Raw genomic sequence first — 25,380 nt, 5'->3', positions numbered from 1 at the left:
GAGATACCGTGCTTTTTTCATGTAAAAACTTAATATTAAATCGTAACAACTATGCGGCCGTTTATTTCGCCTTTAAGCATGTCATCAAAAATTTCATTAATATCTTCAAGTTTTTTCTCTTCAATGATGGCTTTTACTTTGCCTTGCGCAGCAAATTCAAGACATTCTTGCAGGTCTTTGCGCGTACCTACAATAGAGCCAACCACTGAAACACCATTTAATACGGTGTCAAAAATTGGCAATGGCATGTCTTCAGGCGGTAATCCAACCAATACACATTTCCCCCCTCGGCGAACACTTTTATAAGCTTGTTCAAAACCTGGTTTTGATACTGCCGTACAAACAACAGCATGCGCGCCACCTACTTGCTCAAAAATGGCCTCACTGGGCACCACTTCTTTAAAATCAAGCGTAATATCAGCACCCAACTCTTTAGCTAGCGCCATTTTCTCTTTACCAGTATCTACCGCAATAACATTAAAGCCCATTGCTTTTGCATATTGCACTGCTAAGTGCCCTAAACCACCCACACCGACAATAGCAACCCATTGACCTGGTTTAGCGCCAGACACTTTTAAAGCTTTATACGTTGTTACGCCCGCACAAAATAAGGGGGCAGCTTCAGCAAAACCTAAACCTTTCGGTATTTTGATGATGTAGTCACCATGAGCTAAACAGTATTCTGCATACCCACCGTCAATAGAGTAACCAGTATTATGTTGCGATAAACAAAGGGTTTCGCGTCCATCTAAACAAAACTCACAATGGCCACATGCACTGTATAGCCATGGTACGCCTACTCTATCGCCCACTTCTAAGTGCTTAATATTACTTCCTAGTTTTTCTATTACACCAACACCTTCGTGTCCAGGTACTAATGGCATTTTTGGTTTTACCGGCCAATCACCATGACATGCGTGTAAATCAGTGTGGCACACACCACAAGCGGCTATTTTTACTAGGACATCGTTAGGGCCTACTTCTGGAATAGGTAAATCGGTGATCGCTAACTTGCCTTTATATTCTGTATTTATTGCTGCTTTCATAGTCATTCCATCGTTTATAAAAAGTTTATGCTATTTAACAAGGGCGTTAAACAGCAAGATTATGTTGCATACCCGCAACATACCTCACTATAAATGCTTAAATATTAATCTATATCAATCATTAGTCGTAAAACGTGGTTTTTTATCCCAGCTTAAGTCTTGCCATACTTAACCAGCGTGCTAGCATAGATTTCATTTATTTTTGAAACTTGTAACAATGACATTATCAGAAAAAAACTTTGCCTTTGTAATGCATTGTGGTGAGATGGGCAGCCGCTGGGGATTTAATCGCACCATTGGACAAATGTGTGGTTTATTGATTATTACTAAAGATCCAATGACGGCAAATCAAATCGCTGATGCGCTAAGTATCTCTCGCGGTAACGTGAGTATGGGGATCAAAGAATTACAATCTTGGCAGCTGATCAAAGTAATGCATATCCCAGGAGATAGAAAAGAGTACTATGCCCCTGCAGGCGATATTTGGGATATGGCAAATCGCGTATTCGAAGAGCGCAAAAAACGTGAAGTCGAGCCTACACTGAGCTTACTCCGAGATAACTTACTAGACGAAGCAAGTAACGACGATGAAATTTATGCTCAAAAACAAATGGGCGAAATCCATAACTTACTTGAAACAGTAACTAAATGGTCCTCAGAATTACAACGTTTAACTCCTGAGCAGCTTAATAAGCTAATGAAACTAGGTTCAGGGATTGGCAAAGTCATTGACCTAAAAGATAAAATATTTAAAAAAGAAATTTAGTCGATATGTAACTCACAAAAAAGCCGCAATTTGCGGCTTTTTTTAGTTATTTGCTTTAGCTTAAATCTTTGGGTAAGCAATTCTATCTGACAAATAGCCCACGCTAGTTGCAAAGTAATATGACCGATTCCAGTGCATAAATACCTTGTAGTTGTCGTATGCTAAATACATGCGCCCATTTACATCATCAGGCATCACTAGTGCAGCATCCACAGCAACATTTGGTAAATCGCTGCCATCAGCACGACGAACCCCTAATGCTTGCCAATCAGCGAGTGAGCGCTCTGAATTGTTCCAATATTCAAGCCATTGCTTACGTGTTTTAGTACCGCGTTTTAAAATATACTGCTGGTCAAAATCAGCAGGTAATTGAACTTGGCGACCCCAGGTTAAGTTGTCATTCCAACCCTCTTGCTTTAAGTAATTAGCAATAGAGGCAAACGCGTCTTCCTTGGTTGTCCAAATATCTTTGCGGCCATCATTGTTGTAATCTACAGCATAGGCATTAAATGAGGTTGGCATAAATTGAGTTTGCCCCATTGCACCTGCCCATGAGCCTTTAAATTTATCAAGCGTAATATGACCCGACTTTAATATATCCAGTGCTGCCCATAATTGGCGCTTGTATAGAGCTTCACGGCGTCCATCAAATGCCAGTGTTACCAACGATGAAATCACGTTGTGGCCACCTTGAATGGCACCAAAATTACTCTCTAAGCCCCAAATAGCCACGATAAAGCGTGCTTGAACACCAAAGTCTTTTGCGACCTTCTCTAAAACTTCTTGGTTTTCTTTATATAATTTACGCGCACGATCAATTTTCCATTGAGGCACACGTTTTGGTAAATATGTTTCCAGTGTTTCTTTTACTTCAGGCTGATTTTTATCTGCAGAAATCACTTTTTCTTTATAAGATGCAGTGGCAAATGCTTGCTCAATTAACTGAGTATCGTAGCCTTTAGCTATTGCCTCTTGCTTTAAATTAGTAAGGTATTGTTGAAACTCAGCTTGGGTTTTTGCCATCACCGATGAGCTTAAACATACACCACACAATACAACTGCTAATTTTTTAATCACTATCTACTCCATTTTGTTTTCTTAATTGACTCAGCAAGTTTTCCTCTGGTGGCGGAATTTGTAAATAATAGCCTTGGTCGCTAAGCGACTGTTTTAAAGTGTCTAAATCCGCTACGCCTAATTGAGTTCGCTTAGCTAAGTTAATGATCATCACGTACTGAGGTTGACCAAACATGGCCATTAAAGGTTCCGGAACTTTACTAAAATCGTCTCTTTTTTCAATAAATAAGAAAGTATCTGCTTTTTTCTTACTTTTATATACCGCAGTTAGCATTATGGCCCTATAAAATCTTGCTTAACAGTGCTACACACTATAACATGGCAATAATAATAAGTTATAAAAATTAGTGTGGAAACTTTAATAAAAGCCTTGTTCAGCCTAGGTTTATATAAAGTTACATGCTAACTAGACAATCCAGTTGAGCATCTATGTCGGACCAAATTTTTGAGCTAAAAGGCAACCTTTTTACATTATCAGTTTTACATCTTTATAGTACTGATATTAACCTTTTAGCAGAACAACTGTATGTAAAAATAGCCCAAGCCCCAAAATTCTTTGAGGGTGCCCCCATTGTCGTTAATTTAATTGAAGTAAAAAACAGCACAATCGACTTTGTTCATTTAAAATCACTTATTGAACGCATGAGCTTTAATGCGGTGGGTGTATGTAATGGTTCGGATGAGCAACACAAACAAGCAAAAGCTGCAGGGTTATCTGTTTTAAACTATTCACAAGACGTTAAGAGTGAACCCGCAAGAGTAGAGCCTAATACGTCAGTGGTTGAAAAAACCGTGTATTTACCAGCACAAATTATTAATGGTGCAGTACGCTCAGGCCAACAAGTTTACGCCAAAGACCGTGATTTAGTGGTGTTAGGTGCAGTAAGCCATGGTGCAGAAGTGATTGCCGATGGTAATGTACACATTTATGGAACTCTACGCGGCCGTGCTATTGCCGGTGCAAAAGGGCTAGAAAACGCATATATATTTTGTAATAAATTAGAAGCAGAACTCGTTTCAATCAATGGTAATTACTGGATCAGTGACTCACTGCAAGGTGAACACTGGGGTAACGCAGTTCAAATACAACAAAAAAATGAATCTTTAGAAATTTCAGCTTTGGTTAAAGGATAAATCTCATGGCAAAAATAATTGTCGTTACCTCGGGTAAAGGGGGTGTTGGTAAAACAACATCAAGCGCAGCAATTGGTACAGGCTTAGCACTAAAAGGCTACAAAACTGTTATCATCGATTTTGATATCGGCTTACGTAATTTAGACCTAATTATGGGTTGTGAACGTCGCGTAGTGTATGACTTCGTTAATGTAATCAATGGCGAAGCCAACCTTAACCAAGCACTCATAAAAGATAAACGTGTAGAGAAGTTATTTTTACTTCCTGCATCACAAACACGCGATAAAGATGCACTCACACGCGAAGGTGTTGAACGTGTACTTAATGAATTAAAAGAAGACTTTGACTACATAGTCTGTGATTCTCCGGCAGGTATTGAAGCCGGTGCAATGATGGCAATGTACTTTGCTGATGAAGCAATTGTAACCACTAATCCAGAGGTTTCATCAGTACGAGATTCTGATCGTATACTTGGAATTTTACACAGTAAATCTAAACGCGCCGAAGAAGGTTTAGAAAACATTAAAGAGCATTTGCTAATAACACGCTATAATCCAGATCGTGTAACAAAAGGTGAAATGCTATCTGTTGAAGATATCCAGGACATTTTAGCCATCGACTTACTAGGTGTCATTCCTGAATCTCAAGCAGTACTTAGTGCATCTAACTCAGGACAACCCGTTATCCTTGATAGCGAATCTGACGCAGGCCAAGCTTATGCCGATGCGATCAGTCGTTTATTAGGTGAAACGGTTGAATTTAGATTTTTAGATGTTGAGAAAAAGGGTTTATTCAAACGGATATTTGGAGGTTAATGTGTCTTTACTTGACTACTTCCGCTCAGAAAAGAAAAACAGTGCGTCATTAGCAAAAGAGCGATTGCAGATCATTGTCGCGCACGAACGTTCTCAGCGTGGTACACCTGATTACTTGCCGCAATTAAAGCAAGATATATTAGATGTCATTCGTAAGTACGTAAATGTAGGCGCCGATGCGGTTCAAGTTCAGTTTGATCAAAATGAAGACGATTTAGCCGTACTCGAGCTCAATGTCACATTACCTGACGAAGAAAAGAAATAAAAAACAAGGGCGCTAAGCGCCCTTTTTATTTGTTTGTAACTCGCCTTTATGACTTTAATTATCCCACTCTTTAAGAGCGTCTTTAACAAAGTCATAGCGCCATGAACTGAGTAAATCTGGCTTTATGTGATTTGCTTTTTGTTCATCCGTTAATTTCCAATTCCAACTAATTAGCTGATTAATTTGCTTTTTAGATGCCATGACGTCTTCTGGTATATTGTGATCTTTAGCAACTTTCGTAATTTTTTGTTTGATTTCTTTCGCTACTTTTTTATACGTAGGAAAATCAATTAAACGTTTTAGTACTTGTGGGTGCTGCTCAGGTGGAACTGTTTTAGCCTGCTCAATGCACTTTAAAATTTCAACTCCTGAACGATTCACTTCAATAGGTTCAACACCTGGAATTTGTCTCAAGGCATTTAAACTTGAAGGACCTCGTTTAGCGATTTCAGTCATGTTATGCTCTTTTAGCACAAAGTTAAGCGCTAGATTTTTTCGAATTGCTTTATTTCTTCGCCACACAGCTAACTCTTTAAGTACCGCTAATTCATGCGGCTTAAGCTGCCATGCGTTTTTAATCTCTTTATAAAGCAGCTCATCTGGTGTTTGAAAAGCACGCTTGTTTGCCACCAATTCACTTTCGTTAATAACAATATCAAATAAATCGGCCGCTTTAATGCTGTCTATAATTAACTCAAAACAAGGCAGTAAGTGAAACGTATCGGCCGCAGCGTATTCAAGTTGTTTTTGAGTGAGAGGACGTTGTAACCAATTGGTGCGCGATTCACTTTTATCAATTTCAATATTCAATAAGGTTTTTACCATTAAGGCAAACCCCATACAGTTGCCCTCACCTAATAGCTGAAGTGCAAACTGAGTATCAAACAATGGATAAGGAACAAAACCTGCGTATTTTTGAAAAACTTCAATATCTTCTGAAGGAGAATGAAGTACTTTTAACACGTTTGGATCTTTAAGTATCTGCCAAAAATCAAATAAGGAAAGCTCTGCTAGCGGGTCGATAAGTGCTAAATGTTCGCCATCATAAACTTGAATGAGTGCAACTTCGGGATACAAAGTACGGCGGCGCATAAACTCGGTATCAATAGCAAGAATGGGTTTGTTTTTTATTTGTTCTACAAACGTATTTAGCTCATTTTGGGTTTGGATCAATTGGTAGTGCACTGAGTCTCCTACAATAAAAAAGCCGACATATGTCGGCTTTTTTATAGTTGCTAATCTTTTAAGGCTCTTCTGAGGATTTTACCCACGTTAGTTTTGGGTAACTCATTCTTAAACTCAACGAGTTTAGGAACCTTATAATTAGTTAAATTATCACGACAATGTTTTATTATATCTTTTTCAGTTAAAGAAGGGTCTTTTTTCACAACAAAAACTTTAACTTGTTCACCACTAATGTCATGAGGGATACCAACCGCGGCCACTTCAAGCACGCCTTCATGCATGGCAACCACTTCTTCTATTTCATTTGGGAAAACATTAAAGCCTGAAACAATAATCATGTCTTTTTTACGGTCAACAATATAGAAGAAGCCTTCATCATCGTACGTCGCAATATCACCGGTTGCAAACCAACCATCTTTTAAACATTCAGCCGTTGCATCAGGGCGATTATAGTAACCAAGCATTACTTGCGGACCTTTTACCCACAATTCACCCGGCTCACCTTTAGCAGCTTCTTCACCGTTATCGAGCATTAATTTAATGTCAGTACTTGGCGCAGGTAGACCGATAGAGCCATTATAAGCTTCTAAATCATACGGGCTAATTGTGACTAAAGGAGAACATTCTGTCAGGCCATAGCCTTCCATTAGTTTGCTGTTAGTGACCTTTTGCCATTTTTCTGCAACAGGGCGTTGTACTGCCATGCCGCCGCCTAATGACATTTTAAGGTGACTAAAATCAAGCTCAGAGAAACCAGGGGTATTTAATAAGCCATTAAATAAAGTGTTCACCCCTGTAATAGCAGTAAATTTATGCTGACTAAGCTCTTTTACAAATCCAGGCATATCACGTGGATTAGTAATTAAAACGTTTAAGCCGCCGTATTTCATAAATGTTAAACAGTTCGCTGTTAATGCAAATATATGATAAAGCGGTAGCGCGGTAATAACCACTTCTCTACCACGCTCAAGCACGTTATCTAAACAACCAGATACTTGCTCAAGGTTACCCACCATATTACCGTGGCTCAGCATTGCCCCTTTAGACACACCGGTTGTACCACCGGTGTATTGTAAAAATGCTAAATCGCTTAAGTTAACCTCTGGGCGCTTATAGCCATTCAGATCAGCTTTTAATAAATCACAAAAGTTAATCGTGTTAGGCAACGTATAGCTTGGTACCATTTTTTTGAAATGCTTAACCACAAAATTAACTAAATGCTTTTTAAAACCACCCATCATGTCACCAACCTGCGTAACCACAATGTGTTTAACGTCAGTATTAGGCAGCGCTTTTTCAAGCGTGACAGCAAAGTTAGCAAGAATAAATATTGCTGATGTTTCAGAATCTTTTAATTGGTGCTCTAGCTCACGAACTGTATAAAGCGGGTTAACGTTAACCACCACACACCCTGCGCGCAGAATACCTAATATAGCAATTGGGGTTTGCAACAAGTTTGGCATCATAACAGCGACTTTATCGCCCTTTTTTAACCCTAAATCGTTTTGAATATAAGCCGCAACACGTTTTGTTGCTGCGTCAATTTCGTTGTATGACAATGTTTTACCCATATTAGTAAATGCAGGTAAATCTTTGTAATCATTAAAACTTTTTTCAAACACTTCAAGTAATGAGTTGTAGTGCTCAGGATCGATTGTTTCAGGCATACCTTCTGGGTAGCGCTTAAGCCAGGTTTTTTCCACTCTTAGCCCCTGTTTATAATTATATTTTTATTAACCTTAATCTAAGTAAGGCACTTTCACAATTGAGCAAATACTCTAATCTAGAGATAATCCCACATTTATCGGTAATATACAATTAACATGCACTACTTTGCACCATAAATGCGTGAATGTGTTCAAAACATAGTCCACTACTTTGCATATGGCAATGATGCCCACCAGGCACATCTATTACACTCAAGTTATTGTAATATTTACTATACTTGTCTAGATTTTGTTTTACAAATGGATAACCTTTATCACCTAATATTAATTGGCATGGTGCAATTAATTCTTTTATTGCACCAATACATTGCGCTTCATCAAATCGAAAACCTGAGTGATTTTTAAGCTTAGGATCGCAAGTTAGCTCAAAACCGCTGTGCATTTGTTTTATGTTTCTGTCCATCAGCAATGCAATTTGTTCATTATTTAAATCAGTTGTTTTTGCACGTGCTTGATAAATTTGCTGTTTTGAAGTGTATACCCGTGATTTTTTTGTACTAAACCTTGCTCGGTTTAGTATGGCATTTCTTAGCTGAGAACACACTTCATCGCTATCGGTAGTGACACAACCTATACCTTCAATAAAAGAAACAGATTTTACATACTCACTAAAACAACTAGCAAATAGTCCTGCAACCATAGCCCCCATAGAATGACCGACTAAGTGTACCTTCTTTAACTTAAGCGCTGTGATTAATGCATACACATCATCCACATAATCAATAAAGTAGTAATGTGCCTGAGGGCTTCGCCAAGATGACAGTCCATGCCCTGGAAAATCAATGCAATACCATGTTTGCGAAGGTGCAGCTCGACTCAGCATAGGCACGAAGCTAGCACAATTATCTAGCCAGCCATGCAGAGCGATAACGACGTCTTCACCGTCTCCAAATTTAATACCGTGTATATCTAGGTCATTAGCTTTTACCGAAAATGGTTGCAACGCAAACCTCAACTTTTTTATTTGGTTATGGCCATAACATACAAGAGTTAATACACAATTAATAGAACTGAACTCACAGAACACACACTTAAATTTCGAGATTTCATAACATATTCATTTATTTATCTTGCTATCGGTATACAATAATAGTCGCTATTAAAATAAGTACACTTAAAGGGTACACACAATGAAAAAACAGTTCGGCTTATTAGCGCTTTTATGTACAACAGGAGCATTCGCTCAAACAGCGCCTAAAAATGTTATTTATATGATTGGTGATGGCATGGGTCCCGCTTTCACTACCGCTTATCGTTATTACAAAGATGACCCTACAACAAAAGAAATAGAAACAACCGTTTTCGACACTATGTTGAAAGGCATGGCGCACACTTATCCTGATGACCATACTTATGTAACAGACAGTGCCGCAGGTGCAACTGCACTTAGCAGCGGCCATAAAAGTTATAATGGCGCAATCGCTGTCGATACGGCCAAAAAACCGGTTAAAACCATGCTAGAAATTGCAAAAGAGCAAGGAATGACAACAGCGTTAGTGGCTACATCACAAATTAACCATGCAACACCTGCAAGCTTTGCCGCACATAATGAATCAAGAAGAAATTATGATGACATCGCAAACGACTACATTGACAATAAAATTGCTGGTAAATTACCGGTTGATTTAATGTTAGGCGGTGGTACTCAATATTTTATTCGTGATGACAGAAACTTAGTCGACGAATTTAAAAAAGCAGGTTATCAATACGGCGACGATATTAAAAACTTAGGTCAAATCACACAAATCCCTGCCATTGGTCTATACGCACCTAAGGGATTACCTTTTGCGCTAGATGAAAACCCAACGAGATTAAAACAGTTAACCTCTAAAGCGTTTGATTTGCTTGATGGGCAAAACGATAAAGGCTTTTTTGTGATGATTGAAGGCAGCCAAATTGACTGGTGTGGTCACGCAAATGACATTGCTTGCGCAATGGCTGAAATGGACGACTTTGCAAAATCAATCGAAACGGCAAAAGCCTATGTAGATAAAAACCCAGACACTATTTTAGTGATCACGGCAGATCACTCTACAGGCGGCCTAACAATTGGTGCGCATGGCCAATACAAATGGGAAACCGACATCATCAAAGGTGTTAAAGCCACTGCGGGTACGTTAACCAAATTATTAATGGAATCAGATAACCTTAAAACGGTATGGCAGGCCAATACCCGTATTGAGTTTACAACTGAAAACGAAATTAAACTTAAGCAAGCTAAAGCCATGGGTGAAAAAGCCCTTAATTTAGCGGTTAAAAGCATTATTAATGATTTAAGTTTCACTGGTTGGACAACGGGCGGACATACCGCTTCTGATGTTCAAGTATTTGCCTATGGTAAAAATAGCGATGACTTTATTGGTTCACAAAACAATACTGACATAGCTAAAAAACTGATTAGCTACATAGAACAGTAATCACTGTTATGAAAATAAAAAAGCCCGAATGATTCATTCGGGCTTTTTATTTGGCTATTAATTTTATAATTAAGCGTATATATCAACACCAATTAAGCTTTGAACTTCAGCTCTTCGCTCTAAATTAGCAAACTCAGTGTAAGTAGAAATTGCCTTACTGACTTGCGCACTCGGTTGATCGTAAATAGTTTGGCTGTACTGGGCCTCTTTAGTGTTCGCTTTTACAAACTCTTTTGCGAGTTCAAGCCCTTCAGGACTGCTCTTAACATAATCTGTGTTTGTTTTCTGTGGTATTGGCTGCTCTGATAGTCGTTCAGGCTTTGCCGTAACAACAGCAGTAGAACGCACCTTAGCAGGGATATCACCTGTAAAAAAACCAGAGCTTATAGGCAGCGACATTACGCTTCTCCAACCAACAACATGCTTAAATTATGATTTAAAATAGCTCAATTTGCAAACAATACAACTTAGCGTTATTCGCGGCCCGGTAATTTTTTCCATGTCACAGTGTCACGTACATACTTAGGCTGGGCATCACTGGCTTTTACGCCATTACCTGCAAGGTACTGCGCATCTACTAAGGCTAACATGTATTGTGCATCGGGTAGTGTAATCTCAGGGTGTACACTCACATTTGTAAATGTAGTTAATGCATCGGGATAACTTTTAAATCCAGTCCCCACACCAGTTGCCGCTTTATTTGTGTCTATCAATGAAGCATCAAGCAGTTCAGGTTTAAAAACACGTTCTTCACCTTGGAGTGTCATCAAATTATTATTAACTTGGTATTGGGCAAAGTATATTTCCCCCATACGCGCATCAATGCTTGAATAAACCACTTCATCGCCAAATTGTTCAAACGCTTGTTGCGCCATAACCGCTAAAGTAGAAACCCCCACTAGCGGTAAATTCGTTGAATATCCAAGCCCTTGTGCTATCGCCACACTAATACGCACACCCGTAAAGCTGCCTGGACCTTGGCCAAAGCCAATAACATCTAAATCTTTTAATTTACAATTTGCTTTATTAAGCAGCTCATCAATAAGTGGCAGAATTTTTTGGCTATGCTGCTGCGGACACTCTTCAAAATGATGAAATGTTTTACCCTGATAATGCAAAACAAGCGATAAAGCCTCAGTAGAAGCATCTAGGGCGAGAATGTTACTTTTGATCATTTTTGTACTCAATTAATATGTTTTAAAAATGTATTTGCATCTTCTAAGCTACGTGTACGGCGCATTGGCGGTAAACTCTTTAAAAATACTTGTCCATATTGGCGTGTAACTAAACGATTATCGCAAATTACTAACACGCCTTTATCTTTGTTATCACGAATTAAGCGACCTACCCCCTGCTTTAAGGCTATAACCGCTTGTGGTAACTGAATATGCGCAAACGGGTCTTTTCCTTGCATCTGGCAATCTTGCATTCTAGCTTGCAGTAGCGGATCATCGGGCGCTGCAAACGGCAGTTTGTCGATAATAACACAGCTTAAAGTACTGCCTCTTACATCAACCCCTTCCCAAAAGGACGCTGTACCGAGTAACACGGCATTACCATGACGGGTAAATTTTTCTAATATAATGCGTTTAGACATTTGCCCTTGCATGTAAACCGGGTAGTCCATTTGTGTGGTTAAGCCCTCAGCCACTAAATGCATCATTCGGTAACTAGTAAATAGCACAAAACAACGCCCTTTTGCTGATTTTATGAGTTCGAGGGTTAACTTTACAATCGCATGCGGCATATTATCGGCGTGCGTTTCAGGTAAATAGCGCGGCAAGCACAATAGCGCCTGATTTTCATAATCAAACGGGCTATCTACCATCATACTTTGCTTTGGTTTTAACCCAAGGCTGGCATTAAAGTGAGTGAGTTCGTTGTCGACCGATAACGTGGCCGAGGTAAACACAAACCCTGCGCCAGACTCTTTCATCATCAAAGCAAATTTAGCCGATACATTCAGTGGCGTTATATTAATGGTTAAATAGCGCCGCGTGGTTTCGTACCAATAACTAAAGCCTGTTTGGGCAGTATCAAATACGCGCTCTAACTGGCCTTTAAATGCCAGCACCCGCTCAAATGGGTGTTCTATTTTATCACTTCGTTCTAGGCAGTGTTTTAAAACCTGATACACAAATTCTAAATCACTAATAACGCGGTGTAATGCAGAGCAAATAAGCTTATTACTGAGCTTTTCACGCCAATCACCGCGGCTACCATCCACACCAAACTGCAATCTTAAATCGGCGACACTGGTTTCCAGTTTATTCAAACTTTTGCCTAATTGCAGCATGTCAGGAATTTCAGCGCGGTAAATAGCGCGTAAATCATTAATTAAATCCACCAGCTTTTTAGTACTCATGGTTTCGCCAAAATAGTCGCTGGCAATTTCACTTAACTGGTGGGCTTCATCAAATATATAAGCATCTGCGCTGGGCATTAGCTCTGCAAAGCCAGACTCTTTAACCGCCATATCGGCAAAAAATAGATGATGGTTAATCACGACAACGTCGGCATCCCCTGCTTTTAAACGCGCTTTACGAATGTAGCACTCTTGAAAGTCAGGGCACTCTTTACCTAAACAGTTATCTGCAGTCGAGCTGACATACGGCAACACTTTGGCATCTTCTTCAATACCAATACAGTCGGCTAAATCGCCCGTATGCGTTTCACTGGCAAATTTAGCAACCATAGCGAGCTGATGCATTACATCAGGGTCGTCTGTGGGTACGTGTGCAACATGTTGGGTAAGCCGATAAGTGCATAAATAATTGGCACGCCCTTTTAACAATGCCGTTTTTTTAGCCGCGCCTAAGGCTTTTACTAATACAGGTAAATCACGATGATACAGCTGTTCTTGCAGTGCTTTAGAACCGGTTGAAATTATTGTTTTGCCTTTAGATTTAAGGGCTGGCGCTAAATAAGCAAAGGTTTTACCTGTGCCAGTACCGGCTTCAACAACAAGCTGGGAACTTGTTTTTAATGCATCCTCAACAGCCACGGCCATATCAATTTGAGGTTGGCGTGGTGAGTATCCATCTATTGATAAAGCCAAAGGCCCGGTTGCACTAAACAGCTGTTTGATAATACCAATCACTTTATAAAAAATAATAGCGGGATTCTACGTAAGCTATTGATGAAGGGCAAGCCAAATAGCGTGAGAATTTGGCCTTTAAAGGGGCTTATGCCCCTGTTAATTACTGTGCAATTATAGTTAACTTAATGCCACTTGCATTACGATAGCCTTTAACATCTATATGCCATATACCTGCCTGGGGTGCATAAATAGTGCAACTTTCTGTGTTGCCGTTTTTATATGGCCTACACACAAATTGTGTATTTGAAGATGGCGCACCGAAATTTAAATACAAATCAGCATCGCCACTTCCGCCTGAAATAGCAACGTTCAGTGAGGCATAACCCGCGGCTTTTTGCTCAGTAAAGCCATGGCTGACTTCATGCGCAGAAACATCTAAACTCACCAACGGGTAGAATGTATTTTGGCCATCACCAAAGGTCATTGCGCTGCCATCCCAAAACGCATTTTCATAGTTACTTGAGTAATGAACCCGCATTTGTAACTGAAAACTCAAAGGCGCAGTACCTAACCAATCGTTATACATATTAAAAATAACGTTACCAAAAAAATGAGCATCGTTTAGCGGTGAATAAGCACCGTTAATTTCTTTAAACGTATTTTCAGGACATGTAAATGAATACGCAGAAGAGCCACTTGTTCCGCCATTTAAATTAATAGTGCGAACATTTGCGTTATTCATGCTACAAGTATTACCTGATTGACTAACATCTAGGCTGTCAAAATCAGTTCCATATAAATACTTGCCTGTTTTTAGATTACCGCCAGGGCCTGTTGCATTGGCATTTTGCAGTTTATCGTAACTAAGCAAGACCTCACCGGTGTTAGCATCAATGATCAGGTATGGCCTTGATGGTGACTTGCCATAAGTAACATAAGACACTTAATAAACTAAATGCGCCTTATTTTGATCGTCAACCCAGATAGCAAGTCTGGATTGCTCATTATGTTTTTTTAAGCCTACTGATTTTGCAGCTATACCCGTTTTAGACCCTTTTAAAATCGCATCTTTTTTTGTCAATTTAGCCGATACATCAGATAAATCTTCCTCAATGTTATATACAGCTGCACCGTGGTCTTTTTTAAGCATCCCAATATTAAATGTTAAGCTGACCGTATCACCAATGACAGGAATGCCCTGATACGTTTGTTGATAGCGGCGGGTTACTTCTCCGTTATTGCTAGTAAATTCTTTTAATACAACTAATTCGTTCCCTACACTCAACCCAATCAACTGATTTGGACTTACTGATAACAAGGAAGCAGAGTTTGATTGCACCCTATTATTAATTGTCGGTTGTTGATTTAGGTATTTCTTATTCGCAGCTACTGCATTTGTTGCTTGAACAAAGTTAAAGCAGCAAAAGTTGCAATTGTGATTTTAGATAAATTTACGTTTACGCTCCGTTAAAGTTTAAGTTTTTAATATATTTGTATTAATCGCCACATTGTGTACCCGCTTAAGGGTCGTAGTAGGCCACAAACTTAAATAACGAAAATAAACATTTAATTTACAATAACTTAAAGAACACCGCTTTAACTAATGAAGGCCAGAGATAACACTTCGTATACATATATTTACATAAGACAGCCAGCAAAAAGCATTAGATTTTAAAATCACACGCTTTATTGTTAATCACTAATCGACTGCTCAATGAGTATGTAGTTGCAAAGGAAAATACTTTACCTGTTGAGCTTTAAAAGAGGGGTAATCTATTTTAAATGGGTAGGGAGTAGCTTTAAAAACACGCAGTTCATAACCATGCACCACTACTTGCTATGTTTAAACAAATTTGCTTTTATTGAGGGCGATTTAAACTTGAGGCAATAACGGCATCGCCAATCACTTGTACTAAGCCCATGTATCTAAATGGGGTTTGTCGTCATCTTCTTCAGCGGTTTTATTGCGCGATTTATTTTCGTCAAACGCCAGCTTATGTTGCTTTTCTACTTCTCTTTTTTTACGCTCTTCTAACTCGACTTTTTTGGCACTGGCACTTTGTTGAACCCCAGCAACATGAAAAGCCCCTTTAGATTCAAGCGTTAAACGCGTAATAGGCCCTAAATAAGGGATCATTATATCCATGCTTGCCTCCATTGAATTGAACGTAATTTAATCACTATAAAGCTGTTGATAAATAAAGCAATACTCTAATTATTATCGGCAGTTATAAGATATTCTTTAATTAAAGAATATTTTTCTTGCCATGATGTTAGTGAATGTGTTTTTATAAATGCGAAATTTATTAAACAAACAGCAGCTAAGCGTTAACATAGTAACGAATAGCTAAACAGGATATAAAAATGCTTAATTCACTGACAGTTGTACATCACCACCATCATTCATCGGAATAACCTGTCAGGTCTTTCGCTGAGAGGTTGTTCCTAAAAGGAAACCTCTGGCGAATCAACATACCAAGATTCATTTTCGCCCTGAGGTTTCCCTCGGGGTTTTTAGTTTTTAAATTAAAGGAAAATGAGTAATGAATAATAGTAATCGTCTTCGTATCGCCATTCAAAAAGGCGGCCGCCTATCTAAAGATTGTCAAGATCTGCTTAAGCAACTGGGTGTAAAGCTCAATCTTCGTGAGCAGCGCCTAATAGCACACTCAACCAACATGCCTATCGACGTTTTGCGTGTACGCGATGACGATATTCCTGGCTTAGTTATGGACGGTGTATGTGATTTAGGTATTGTTGGCGAAAACGTACTAGTAGAAGTACAAGCAGAAAGAGAACGCCAAGGTGTACCGAGTGAAGTAACAAAGCTTGCTAAACTTGACTTTGGTTACTGTCGTTTAGCACTCGCATGGCCACAAGAACTTGGTAAGCAAGACAAGAGCTGGTTTGAAGGCAAACGCATAGCAACCACTTACCCAGAAATTTTAAGCCAATACCTAAAACGCGAAGGCATCAACGCCAGTACAGTAATGTTAACAGGTTCAGTGGAAGTAGCACCACGAGCAGGACTTGCCGATGCTATTTGTGATTTAGTTTCTACAGGCGCAACGCTTGAAGCAAATGGCTTAATGCAGGGTGATACCATTTTAGAGTCAAATGCTTGTTTAATCCAAAACACTCAACTGCAAGACCCTGAAAAATTAGCGCTCATCAATAAACTAATGCCGCGTTTACGTGGTGTAAAGCAAGCTAAAGAAAGCAAATACATTATGTTACACGCACCAAAAGACAAGCTTGATGAAATTTGTGAGATTTTACCTGGCGCTGGACAACCTACATTATTGGCTCTTGCGGGTAATGATGAATATGTTGCCCTACACATGGTGAGCAGTGAAACCCTATTTTGGGAAACCATGGAACAACTTAAGGCCCTTGGTGCCAATTCTATTTTAGTTATGCCAATTGAAAAAATGATGGAGTAACAACAATGCTTCGTTGGAATGAGGAATCATCACAAGTTCAAGCGGCGGCGCTTATGCGCCCTGCTGTATCAGCAAGTGAAAAAGTAGAAAGCATTTGCCAGACTATTTTGGCAAAAGTTAATGCGCAAGGCGATGCCGCTTTACTTGCATTAGCAAAAGAGTTCGATAATAGAGCCAAGCCGCGTTTACGTGTACCACTTGATGAAATTAATGCCGCTGAGAAAATGCTAAGCCCAGAGCTTAAATATGCAATTGATACCGCTTATGCCAATGTGAAATGTTTTCATCAAGCGCAACTGCCAAAAGATATTAAGTTATCGACTCAACCCGGTGTTGACTGTGAACTAAAATATCAAGCCATCGAAGCAGTCGGTATTTATGTACCAGGAGGGAGTGCCCCTCTTCCATCATCGGTTATTATGCAAGGTGTATTGGCGCAGTTAAGCGGTGCAAAAACCGTGGTCTTAACCACCCCAGTACAAGGTGATAAAGCAATTAACCCGGCTATTTTATATGCCGCTAAATTATGTGGTATCACCACAATTATTGAAAGCGGCGGTGCAGGCGCGATTGCTGCAATGGCTTATGGTACTGAGTCTGTTCCTAAAGTGAATAAAATTTTTGGCCCAGGTAACAGCTTTGTCACTATGGCAAAACAGTTAGTCGCACAAACGATTCCAGGTATGGCGATTGATATGCCAGCAGGGCCATCAGAAGTGTTAGTGATTGCAGATGAACGTGCAAACCCAGAGTTTATTGCTGCCGACTTACTGTCTCAAGCAGAACACGGGGCTGACTCACAAGTTATTTTATTATGTAACAGTGAAACCATTATTGAACAAACGCAAGATGCGCTTACTCGTCAATTAGCTAACTTAAGCCGAAAAGACACCGCTGAACAAGCGCTGGCCAATTCGTCACTTATTTTAGTGGATTCAATAGCCCAAGCATTTGATGTATCAGCGCAATATGGGCCAGAGCACTTAATTTTACAGCTGGCAGATGCAAGCCCGTACCTTGATGCGGTTAAAAATGCAGGTTCAGTATTTGTTGGCGACTACACACCAGAATCGGCTGGCGATTATGCATCGGGTACTAACCACGTATTACCTACTTACGGTTATAGCGCGACATACTCAAGCTTAAACTTGCTTGATTTTTTCCGCACATACACAGTACAAACTATTAGTAAAAGTGGCTTAACTGAGCTTTCAAAAGCTATTTTACCACTGGCAGACGCAGAAGGCCTTGATGCCCACGCTAATGCGGTTTCAATTCGTTTAGAGGCAATAAACAATGAGCAATGAGAGCGCCCAAGCAACCAGCTTATTACCTGATAATATTGCAGCGCTTGCTGCTTACAGCTCGGCTAAAAGTGAAAAGTTAACAGGCACAACGTGGCTCAATGCCAACGAAAGTCCGTATGCTAAAAACCTTGAGCTGAGTATTGAAGATTTAAATCGCTATCCCGATCCACAACCACAATTGGTTATTGATCGCTATACAGCTTACACCGAGCTTAAAAGCGACAATGTCCTTATGACGCGAGGTGCAGATGAAGGCATTGAACTTTTAGTACGCACGTATTGCCAGCCAGCTAAAGATAGCATTGCGCTGTTTTTGCCTACCTACGGTATGTATAAAGTAACTGCTGATACGCACAATGTGGCTATTAACGCGCTTACTCAAGAGTTATTATTAACAGCCAATGTTGATGATATTGTCACTGCGGTCGGTAGCTCAAAACTGGTGTTTATTTGTAATCCAAATAACCCAACAGGTAGTTTAACGCCGCTAGATAAAGTAAAAGCCATTGCCACTGCGCTTGCAGGTAAAGCATTGGTGATTGTTGATGAAGCCTATATAGAGTTTTGCCCAGAGCAAAGTGCAACACAACTTATAAACGAGTTTAGTAATATTGTAGTGCTACGTACACTGTCAAAAGCGTTTGCGTTGGCAGGCCTGCGAACCGGGTTTACCCTCGCTCAAGCCAGTGTACTTGCGCCCATTCGTAAAGTCATTGCACCGTATCCGGTATCGAGCGTGGTAGCGAGTATTGCAGCGCAAGCCATTGCCCCTGATGCCATTACCTCTATGCGTCGCCAGGTGAGCATTTTAAACAGCTTAAAATTAAAGCTAATAGAGTGGTTAAACGCCTCCCCTGCTGTATTAAAAATTCTCACTGGTGAAGGCAACTTTGTTACCTTAAAATTGGCCGATAAAAACTGCTTTAAAGTTGCCCTAGAACAAGGCTTAGTCATGCGAGCATTTACCTTATACGGTGAAGACGACTGGCTACGCATTTCAATTGGTAGCGATCAAGAATTAGAACAAGTAAAAATTTGGCTCGATGGTTTAACCACCCCAACAGCCCTATCACAACAGGAAGTATCATGAGTAATCCCTATTTATTTATAGACCGCGATGGCACGATTATCGAAGAGCCTATCACCGACAAACAGGTTGATAGCCTAGAAAAATTAGTGTTTTTGCCAAATGTGATCCCTGCTCTATTACAACTTCAAGCGGCAGGTTACCGCCTTGTAATGGTTTCAAACCAAGATGGTTTAGGTACTAACAGTTTCCCTACTGCGGATTTTGATATAGCCCAAGACAAAATGATGGACATACTCAACAGCCAAGGGATTAAATTTGATGAAGTTCTGATCTGCCCTCACTTTGATGAACAAAATTGTGACTGCCGTAAGCCAAAAACAGGCTTACTGACCGAGCTTATGCGCTCTGGCAACGTAGATTTAGCGCGCTCTTTTGTAATTGGCGACCGCCAAACTGATATTGGACTTGCCAATAACTTATGTTGTGAAGGCATTTTGTATGACGGCAGTTGGGATGCCATTGTCACTAAGTTAACAACCGCGAACCGTGAAGGCCGTGTCACTCGCAACACCAAAGAAACTCAAATCGATGTGCAAGTTAATTTAGACCAAACAAAAAATGGCGAAATTAGCACTGGCCTTGGCTTTTTCGATCACATGCTGGATCAAATTCGCACTCACGCAAATATTGGCTTAAATATTAAAGCCAAAGGCGATTTACACATTGATGAGCACCACCTAGTTGAAGATATCGGCATTGCACTTGGCCTTGCCCTTAAACAAGCGCTAGGTACAAAATCACAAATAGCGCGTTATGGTTTTGCCTTACCTATGGATGAATGTAAAGCAGAAGCGCAAATTGACTTATCGGGCCGCGCCTCGTTTGTATTAAATGCCGATTTTAGCCGTGAAAAAGTGGGTGATTTAGACGTACAAATGGTTGAGCATTTTTTCAAAAGCTTAAGTGATAACGCTGCAATTAGTCTTATTTTGTCGGTAAGTGACGGTAACTGTCATCACCAAGTAGAGGGCTTATTTAAAGCATTTTCTCGTGCTCTGCGTATGGCTATTGCGCAAGATACCAGCCAACAAACAGCCAGCTCTAAGGGGTGTTTATGATTGCCATAATTAATACCGGTTGTGCCAACATTAACTCTGTTCGTTTTGCCTTTGAACGCTTAGGTAAAAATCCTGAGGTGATCACCTCACCTGAGCAACTAAAAGGCTTCGAACGTGCTATTTTACCCGGTGTAGGCCATGCTTCTGTTGCGATGAAACGCTTAAAAGACGCTGGTTGGCAGCAAGCAATTGATGAATATCAGCGCCCGCTGATGGGCATTTGTTTAGGCATGCAATTACTTTGCGACAGCACAGAAGAAGGCAACGTTGATTGCCTTGGCAAAATTCCGGGTGTTGTTAAGCACTTAGAAGTGGGCACATTAACCTCACCACATATGGGCTGGAATGACCTAAGCGTGCTAAAAGAGCATGCCCTTACCAAAGGGTTATCGGCGCAAGATCAAGTGTACTTTGTGCATAGCTTTGCGCACACAGTAAACGATGCCACCCTAGTTAGCGGTGAATACGGGCAAGCTTTTTCAGCGATAGTTGCCAAAGATAACTACGCAGGCATGCAGTTCCACCCAGAGCGAAGCGCCAAAGTAGGCACCCGACTTTTACAAAACTTTTTAGATTGGCAGCTGTAAGCGCAGCAAAAAAATAAGAGAAATAAACGTGATTATTCCAGCACTCGATGTATTACAAAACCAAATTGTGCGCTTATACCAAGGTAAGTATGATACAGCACAATTTTACCCTTTTGAGCTTGGCGCACGCTTACAAGATTACGAAAATAGCGGCGCAGGCAAACTGCACTTAGTTGATTTAGAAGGCGCGCGCGATCCAAATAAAAAACAGTGGCAGCATATACAAGCTGCGACTAAAGCGCTTAATGTTCCCTATCAAGTGGGCGGGGGTATTCGTTCAGAGCAAGATGTTGCTGACTGGCTTGAAGCCGGTGCTAACCAAGTCGTGATTGGCTCAATGGCCGTTGAAAAGCGTGAGCAAGTAAAGGCGTGGATTGAAAAGTTTGGCAGTGAACACTTTGTTATCGCACTAGATGTTAATAAAACTGATAACGGCTGGGCACCAGCAACACATGGTTGGTTAAGTGAATCTGAGTTTGGCTTGTTCGAACTTGTTGATTTTTACGTGGCACTTGGCGTGGTTGATTTTCTGTGTACTGACATCAGTAAAGACGGCACCATGACCGGCCCTTCGTTTGCACTTTATGAAGACTTAACAAACCACAACAGCGAAATTAAAGTTCAAGCGTCAGGCGGTGTAAGCTCACTGGATGATATTGCAAAGCTGAAAAAGCTGGGCGTTGGTGGTGTTATTTTAGGTAAATCATTACTCGATGGTGCCTTTAATGTTGAGGAGGCGTTAGCATGTTATCAAAACGCATAATTCCTTGCTTGTATGATACCAGATATTTATAAGAAATAATAAAAACTAAAAAATCATAAAAACCCAATAATTTTAAGGGCTTATAGCTATAGTCAAGTAGTAAGCCCTATCCACCCCATTAGATTAATAATATAAAAAATGTAGCCTATACATCTCCAATTGACTATTATAAATAACAAGTGTCGCCTATATGTATCCTATGACAGTTAAACGCTCGTTCCCAAACGCGGTCACGTTGGAAAGTTAGATTAACTTTATCATTTATATTATTTTACTTGTTTGCTTTATCTTTGCTTCTACCTTTGCTAACCAAATCAGCGGAATAATAATTAAAGAAGATCCTATAGCCAAGCTCAGGTCCGGTATTTCATCGAACCACAGCACCCCTACAACTACAGCACCTAATAAGCCAGTGTATTCGGCACTGGAAATTTTACTGGCTTCGATTGCTCTATATACCAATACACATATACCAGCATAAATTAGGATAAAAGTGTTGGAGCCTGTTGCCGTTAACATTGGAGACCAGTCCCAAGGTTTGCCTTCCCATAACGCTAACCCAAATGCGGCTGGGATACCTACTAGGTTGGTGAGCATTAAAGTTTGGAACACATTATGATGCTGAGGTAATTTACGAACCAATAAATTATTTACAGCCATAGTCAATGCGACGACAAGGGCGGCAATCGCTGCCCAATTAATTTGTGTTGGTTTAACCACGATAAGTACGCCGATAAAGCCCAAAACAGCAGCAGCAATTGAGTGGCTAGTCAGCTTTTCCTGAAACAATATCATGGCTAACGGCAGCATAAGCAAAGGCGCTGTATAGAAAATAGCATTTACGGTAGCTAACGGCAGAGCGCCCAGAGCGAATACCATAAATATTGCCCCTAATAACCAAATGTGGCCACGTATAAAGTGCCATTTGAGGCCAGCGAAGAGGCTTTGTTTATTACTGAATAGACAAAATGGAAGTAAAATCAGCACTGCGGTCAATTGACGAAATAATACAAATTGGTATATGGCAGTATCTGCTGGCAGAGTTTTTATCAAAGCGTCAGAAAAAACACCAATTATATTTCCGATGATAAGTAATGTCATCGCGAGTCCGACAGTTATTTTGGGCATTTCATTACTCCTGCTACATTCTAGAAAATGTCAATGGAACTGAATTAATAGAGTTACGTTTGTAAAACGGTTATATGATTAGCGTATTCCATACCTTATATGATGTATAATGTTTAAAATTTTTTTAGTATGAGCTAAATTTATAATGAAGTTGCCTCCTTTACGTGCCCTGCAATGCTTTGAAGCTGTTGCGCGACTTAATAGCTTTTCCAAAGCTGCTGAGCACCTCAATGTGACTCAAAGTGCGGTTAGTCACCAAGTTCGATTACTCGAAGACTATTTGGGTGAAACTCTGTTTAACCGACAGGGGCGTTCTTTTTCCTTGACTAAGGTCGGGGAACGTTACTTTGAAGAAGTGACTAACTCATTAGGAAATCTATCAAATGCCAGTCAAATGATACGTCACGGGGAATCAGGCAATCTTCGTTTGGCTTTATATAGCTCTGTTGCGGTGAACTGGTTGATACCGAAGTTAGAAGATTTTAGAAATCAGCACCCAGAAATAGAAATAACTTTAAATATGGTCGGGGATCAACCGGATTATAATGACCAATTTGCGGATTGTTTTATTACAATGAATCCACCGGAACGTAACTTTGTCAATCAATTCATGTTTACTGAAAAACTTTATCCAGTGTGTGGAAAAAAGCTTTGGCAGCAGTTAAGAAATAAGCCTCTACCTGATTCATTATGGCAACACCCGTTATTATCAGTACAATACTCAGATACAAATGAAAGTCTTGGTGACGACTGGTTACGTTGGTGTATGAGTGGTAAATTTGAATTACCTAAAGACGTCAAAATTAATCAATTTAGTCATGTCTTACTTGCCGCTGAAGCGGCTCGATATAATTTGGGAATTACCCTCATTAGTAATTACATGATGGATGATCAGGATCGCCAGCAAAGTCTTGTGCGCATACCTATGCACGAGCTTATTACCGGAGATAAATTCTATTTTGTCTATAAGGAAACACGAGCTAGGCAACCTGATATTATGAAATTAGGTCGTTGGCTTAAACAGCAGTGTTATGAACTGGAATCAGCTTAGCTATTTAAATCAGAGTTGAAGCTAGATGAGTTCAGCACGTTTATTCAACCCCAACGACACCCAAAACTAACCGACTTTTGTACGAACTTAACAAGCATCACTCAACACAATGTCGATCATGCACCATATTACCCTGAAGCAATTAACACTTTCCAAAATTGGCTAGGCAATTACCATAACTACCTGTTTTGCAGTTGGGGTGAGTATGGCAAACAGCAGGAGCGTTAAAGCTTGCTCAAATCTCACTCACCGGTTCTCATCATCGTGGAATCGATGATGCTAATAACATGATCAAGTTAATGCCGTATGTGATGGGAAGAGTATTTATTGATAGTCAAAAGGAAATTCTCAAAATAGAAAATAATAATATTACCATGCGCCCCATTCACCACAGCTAGGGCACTTCATATTAAATGGCTCGAGCGCTCTTGCTGAATGATAGCTCCAATAAAGGCCATTCTTTATCAAACGAGTGCTGCTTTTATCGCTAGCGCAGTGGTTATATATTTGAAGTTGTTCACATTCACAACACTGCATCCATACCGACTTAGGTGTACGCTCAACCCAATCACCATGCCTATTTCGATAGCGAGTAGTCTTTTTTAAGTTTTTGACGTCACTGGAGCCACACCTTATGCAAATCGGGACTGCTAGACTGCTGTCATTATCCAAATCGCTAGTTTTAGCATCTTCTAACTTATACTGAAGAAACATACCCAGTAAGCGTTGTAATTCGTCTGAGTAAAGTGAGCGATCTATAGGGCTTAAAAAAACAGCCCCCCGATCATGAGAGAAAAGATTAGCATCGTCGTTAATGTTTAGCTCTCCTAGGAAGCTGTGTTTCCCCCATAATTGTGCAGTAATAGGATATTCAATTAGGTTATTACAGGGGTGAATAAGAAATACAGGATTTGAATTGTTTTCACTATAATTTTTACCGTCGAACAATTCATTAATTTTTGAAAGCATTCCTCCTGCTTTATCAAATGTTAGTTTATCGTAAAACTTCGCGTCTAATACAAAACGTTTAAAATGGCGCTCGGTAGTACCGTCGATATTATTGGAAAACCACGTCAGATCCAAAATAAAGTCAGGGCGCTTATTATTTGATAAAGATTTTTCATACCATAGCGAAATATATCTTTTTGCCTCATCATTAGTTAAATTTACGTTAATATCTGTTTTGTTAGACTTTACTGCTTCAATAAGTTTATATTTCCAATCCTTCTGTGGTACAAACCTAAACGAATTTTTTAGAACAAGTATGAGTTGTATTAAAGTCCAACGTTCATATAAAAGAGGCATATTTACCAGCCCCATATCATCTATTTGTTCAAGGTTTAATAAAAGCTCATCATCTGTAAGTTTAGTGATATCTCTCAATACCTTATAGCCATTATGAACGGCCTGATAATTAATATTTTGGACGAATGTCATTGAGTTAGGAAAATTAGACGAAGTGCCGTCTTAGAGCGCGAGAA

At 39.9% G+C, this 25,380-nt stretch carries 25 protein-coding genes and 1 pseudogene; 13 read left to right on the top strand and 13 right to left on the bottom strand.

Annotation, left to right across the window (positions count from 1 at the left end):
- Nucleotides 1-35 precede the first annotated feature (35 nt).
- A complete protein-coding gene (gene adhP / locus CWC14_RS04385; protein WP_138561502.1) occupies nucleotides 36-1,046 on the bottom strand; it encodes an alcohol dehydrogenase AdhP in 1,011 nt (336 codons plus the stop codon).
- Nucleotides 1,047-1,263: 217 nt separating this feature from the next.
- Between adhP and CWC14_RS04380 the strand changes: the two genes are divergently transcribed.
- Nucleotides 1,264-1,812, top strand: coding sequence for a GbsR/MarR family transcriptional regulator (locus tag CWC14_RS04380; protein WP_010388849.1), 549 nt, complete (start codon nucleotides 1,264-1,266; stop codon nucleotides 1,810-1,812).
- A gap of 60 nt (nucleotides 1,813-1,872) precedes the next feature.
- Here CWC14_RS04380 and CWC14_RS04375 read toward each other — a convergent pair whose 3' ends face one another.
- Together CWC14_RS04375 and CWC14_RS04370 are read right to left on the bottom strand one after the other, a co-directional pair.
- The gene (locus tag CWC14_RS04375) at nucleotides 1,873-2,889 is read right to left on the bottom strand and encodes a lytic murein transglycosylase (RefSeq protein WP_054201590.1); all 1,017 of its coding nucleotides are present in this window, start codon (nucleotides 2,887-2,889) and stop codon (nucleotides 1,873-1,875) included.
- On the bottom strand, nucleotides 2,882-3,163 hold the full coding sequence (locus CWC14_RS04370; RefSeq protein WP_008111526.1) for a YcgL domain-containing protein: 282 nt from the start codon (nucleotides 3,161-3,163) through the stop codon (nucleotides 2,882-2,884). Before CWC14_RS04370 ends, CWC14_RS04375 begins: the two co-directional genes overlap by 8 nt.
- 155 nt (nucleotides 3,164-3,318) lie before the next feature.
- On the opposite strand from CWC14_RS04370, the gene minC reads away from it, so the two are divergent.
- From minC to minE, 3 genes are read left to right on the top strand one after another with little or no spacing between them, the layout of a single operon-like run.
- The gene (gene minC, locus CWC14_RS04365; protein WP_008111529.1) at nucleotides 3,319-4,023 is read left to right on the top strand and encodes a septum site-determining protein MinC; all 705 of its coding nucleotides are present in this window, start codon (nucleotides 3,319-3,321) and stop codon (nucleotides 4,021-4,023) included.
- 5 nt (nucleotides 4,024-4,028) lie between these two features.
- Nucleotides 4,029-4,838 carry a septum site-determining protein MinD gene (minD, locus tag CWC14_RS04360; RefSeq protein ID WP_008111531.1) on the top strand — a complete coding sequence of 270 codons (810 nt, stop codon included), beginning with the start codon at nucleotides 4,029-4,031 and terminating at the stop codon, nucleotides 4,836-4,838.
- Between the two features lies 1 nt (nucleotide 4,839).
- Nucleotides 4,840-5,103, top strand: a complete 264-nt coding sequence (gene minE / locus CWC14_RS04355) for a cell division topological specificity factor MinE (RefSeq protein WP_008111532.1) — start codon at nucleotides 4,840-4,842, stop codon at nucleotides 5,101-5,103.
- A 54-nt stretch (nucleotides 5,104-5,157) separates the two neighbouring features.
- On the opposite strand, the gene rnd is transcribed toward minE, so the two are convergent.
- From rnd to CWC14_RS04340, 3 genes are all read right to left on the bottom strand, one after another.
- Nucleotides 5,158-6,288, bottom strand: coding sequence for a ribonuclease D (gene rnd / locus CWC14_RS04350; protein WP_138561500.1), 1,131 nt, complete (start codon nucleotides 6,286-6,288; stop codon nucleotides 5,158-5,160).
- A 50-nt stretch (nucleotides 6,289-6,338) separates the two neighbouring features.
- Nucleotides 6,339-7,991, bottom strand: coding sequence for a long-chain-fatty-acid--CoA ligase FadD (gene fadD / locus CWC14_RS04345; RefSeq protein WP_138561498.1), 1,653 nt, complete (start codon nucleotides 7,989-7,991; stop codon nucleotides 6,339-6,341).
- Between the two features lie 115 nt (nucleotides 7,992-8,106).
- A complete protein-coding gene (locus tag CWC14_RS04340; RefSeq protein WP_076923227.1) occupies nucleotides 8,107-8,958 on the bottom strand; it encodes an alpha/beta fold hydrolase in 852 nt (283 codons plus the stop codon).
- 187 nt (nucleotides 8,959-9,145) lie between these two features.
- Here CWC14_RS04340 and CWC14_RS04335 point away from each other — a divergent pair, with 187 nt between their 5' ends.
- The gene (locus tag CWC14_RS04335; RefSeq protein ID WP_138561496.1) at nucleotides 9,146-10,432 is read left to right on the top strand and encodes an alkaline phosphatase; all 1,287 of its coding nucleotides are present in this window, start codon (nucleotides 9,146-9,148) and stop codon (nucleotides 10,430-10,432) included.
- A 69-nt stretch (nucleotides 10,433-10,501) separates the two neighbouring features.
- On the opposite strand, the gene CWC14_RS04330 is transcribed toward CWC14_RS04335, so the two are convergent.
- The 5 genes and pseudogenes from CWC14_RS04330 to CWC14_RS04310 all read right to left on the bottom strand — a co-directional run bounded on the left by CWC14_RS04330 (nucleotide 10,502) and on the right by CWC14_RS04310 (nucleotide 15,618).
- A complete protein-coding gene (locus tag CWC14_RS04330; RefSeq protein WP_013463304.1) occupies nucleotides 10,502-10,831 on the bottom strand; it encodes a hypothetical protein in 330 nt (109 codons plus the stop codon).
- Between the two features lie 74 nt (nucleotides 10,832-10,905).
- Nucleotides 10,906-11,607 (bottom strand): tRNA (adenosine(37)-N6)-threonylcarbamoyltransferase complex dimerization subunit type 1 TsaB, encoded by a 702-nt coding sequence (gene tsaB / locus CWC14_RS04325; RefSeq protein WP_138561494.1) that lies wholly within the window; start codon nucleotides 11,605-11,607, stop codon nucleotides 10,906-10,908.
- Between the two features lie 8 nt (nucleotides 11,608-11,615).
- Nucleotides 11,616-13,532 (bottom strand): DNA repair helicase YoaA, encoded by a 1,917-nt coding sequence (gene yoaA, locus CWC14_RS04320; protein WP_138561492.1) that lies wholly within the window; start codon nucleotides 13,530-13,532, stop codon nucleotides 11,616-11,618.
- Between the two features lie 100 nt (nucleotides 13,533-13,632).
- Nucleotides 13,633-14,912: pseudogene (locus CWC14_RS19910) on the bottom strand (M4 family metallopeptidase).
- A gap of 472 nt (nucleotides 14,913-15,384) precedes the next feature.
- Nucleotides 15,385-15,618 (bottom strand): hypothetical protein, encoded by a 234-nt coding sequence (locus tag CWC14_RS04310; RefSeq protein ID WP_036984009.1) that lies wholly within the window; start codon nucleotides 15,616-15,618, stop codon nucleotides 15,385-15,387.
- 397 nt (nucleotides 15,619-16,015) lie between these two features.
- On the opposite strand from CWC14_RS04310, the gene hisG reads away from it, so the two are divergent.
- Genes hisG through CWC14_RS04280 form a run of 6 tightly spaced genes read left to right on the top strand, consistent with a single transcriptional unit; the run spans nucleotide 16,016 to nucleotide 21,720 of the window.
- Nucleotides 16,016-16,915, top strand: a complete 900-nt coding sequence (hisG, locus tag CWC14_RS04305; protein WP_076920229.1) for an ATP phosphoribosyltransferase — start codon at nucleotides 16,016-16,018, stop codon at nucleotides 16,913-16,915.
- A gap of 5 nt (nucleotides 16,916-16,920) precedes the next feature.
- Complete coding sequence (gene hisD / locus CWC14_RS04300; protein ID WP_138561490.1) at nucleotides 16,921-18,222, top strand: histidinol dehydrogenase; 1,302 nt, start codon at nucleotides 16,921-16,923, stop codon at nucleotides 18,220-18,222.
- The gene (hisC, locus tag CWC14_RS04295) at nucleotides 18,212-19,312 is read left to right on the top strand and encodes a histidinol-phosphate transaminase (protein ID WP_138561488.1); all 1,101 of its coding nucleotides are present in this window, start codon (nucleotides 18,212-18,214) and stop codon (nucleotides 19,310-19,312) included. The genes hisD and hisC overlap by 11 nt, the downstream gene beginning before the upstream one ends.
- Complete coding sequence (gene hisB, locus CWC14_RS04290; RefSeq protein ID WP_076923194.1) at nucleotides 19,309-20,370, top strand: bifunctional histidinol-phosphatase/imidazoleglycerol-phosphate dehydratase HisB; 1,062 nt, start codon at nucleotides 19,309-19,311, stop codon at nucleotides 20,368-20,370. Before hisC ends, hisB begins: the two co-directional genes overlap by 4 nt.
- The gene (gene hisH / locus CWC14_RS04285) at nucleotides 20,367-20,957 is read left to right on the top strand and encodes an imidazole glycerol phosphate synthase subunit HisH (protein WP_069439727.1); all 591 of its coding nucleotides are present in this window, start codon (nucleotides 20,367-20,369) and stop codon (nucleotides 20,955-20,957) included. The genes hisB and hisH overlap by 4 nt, the downstream gene beginning before the upstream one ends.
- Nucleotides 20,958-20,985: 28 nt before the next feature.
- Nucleotides 20,986-21,720 carry a 1-(5-phosphoribosyl)-5-[(5-phosphoribosylamino)methylideneamino] imidazole-4-carboxamide isomerase gene (locus CWC14_RS04280; RefSeq protein WP_076923193.1) on the top strand — a complete coding sequence of 245 codons (735 nt, stop codon included), beginning with the start codon at nucleotides 20,986-20,988 and terminating at the stop codon, nucleotides 21,718-21,720.
- Between the two features lie 261 nt (nucleotides 21,721-21,981).
- Here CWC14_RS04280 and CWC14_RS04275 read toward each other — a convergent pair whose 3' ends face one another.
- A complete protein-coding gene (locus CWC14_RS04275; RefSeq protein ID WP_138561486.1) occupies nucleotides 21,982-22,848 on the bottom strand; it encodes a DMT family transporter in 867 nt (288 codons plus the stop codon).
- A gap of 145 nt (nucleotides 22,849-22,993) precedes the next feature.
- On the opposite strand from CWC14_RS04275, the gene CWC14_RS04270 reads away from it, so the two are divergent.
- Both CWC14_RS04270 and CWC14_RS20035 read left to right on the top strand, forming a co-directional pair.
- On the top strand, nucleotides 22,994-23,899 hold the full coding sequence (locus tag CWC14_RS04270) for a LysR substrate-binding domain-containing protein (protein WP_138561484.1): 906 nt from the start codon (nucleotides 22,994-22,996) through the stop codon (nucleotides 23,897-23,899).
- A gap of 15 nt (nucleotides 23,900-23,914) precedes the next feature.
- Nucleotides 23,915-24,127, top strand: a complete 213-nt coding sequence (locus CWC14_RS20035; protein ID WP_076923190.1) for an exonuclease domain-containing protein — start codon at nucleotides 23,915-23,917, stop codon at nucleotides 24,125-24,127.
- Between the two features lie 141 nt (nucleotides 24,128-24,268).
- On the opposite strand, the gene CWC14_RS04260 is transcribed toward CWC14_RS20035, so the two are convergent.
- Complete coding sequence (locus CWC14_RS04260; protein WP_212746542.1) at nucleotides 24,269-25,282, bottom strand: hypothetical protein; 1,014 nt, start codon at nucleotides 25,280-25,282, stop codon at nucleotides 24,269-24,271.
- Nucleotides 25,283-25,380: the final 98 nt, after the last annotated feature.

It is taken from the genome of Pseudoalteromonas sp. S3260 (genome assembly GCF_005886925.1).
GTDB classification, from domain to species: Bacteria; Pseudomonadota; Gammaproteobacteria; order Enterobacterales; family Alteromonadaceae; genus Pseudoalteromonas; species Pseudoalteromonas tetraodonis.
This window is presented reverse-complemented; position numbering and strand designations above follow the sequence as displayed.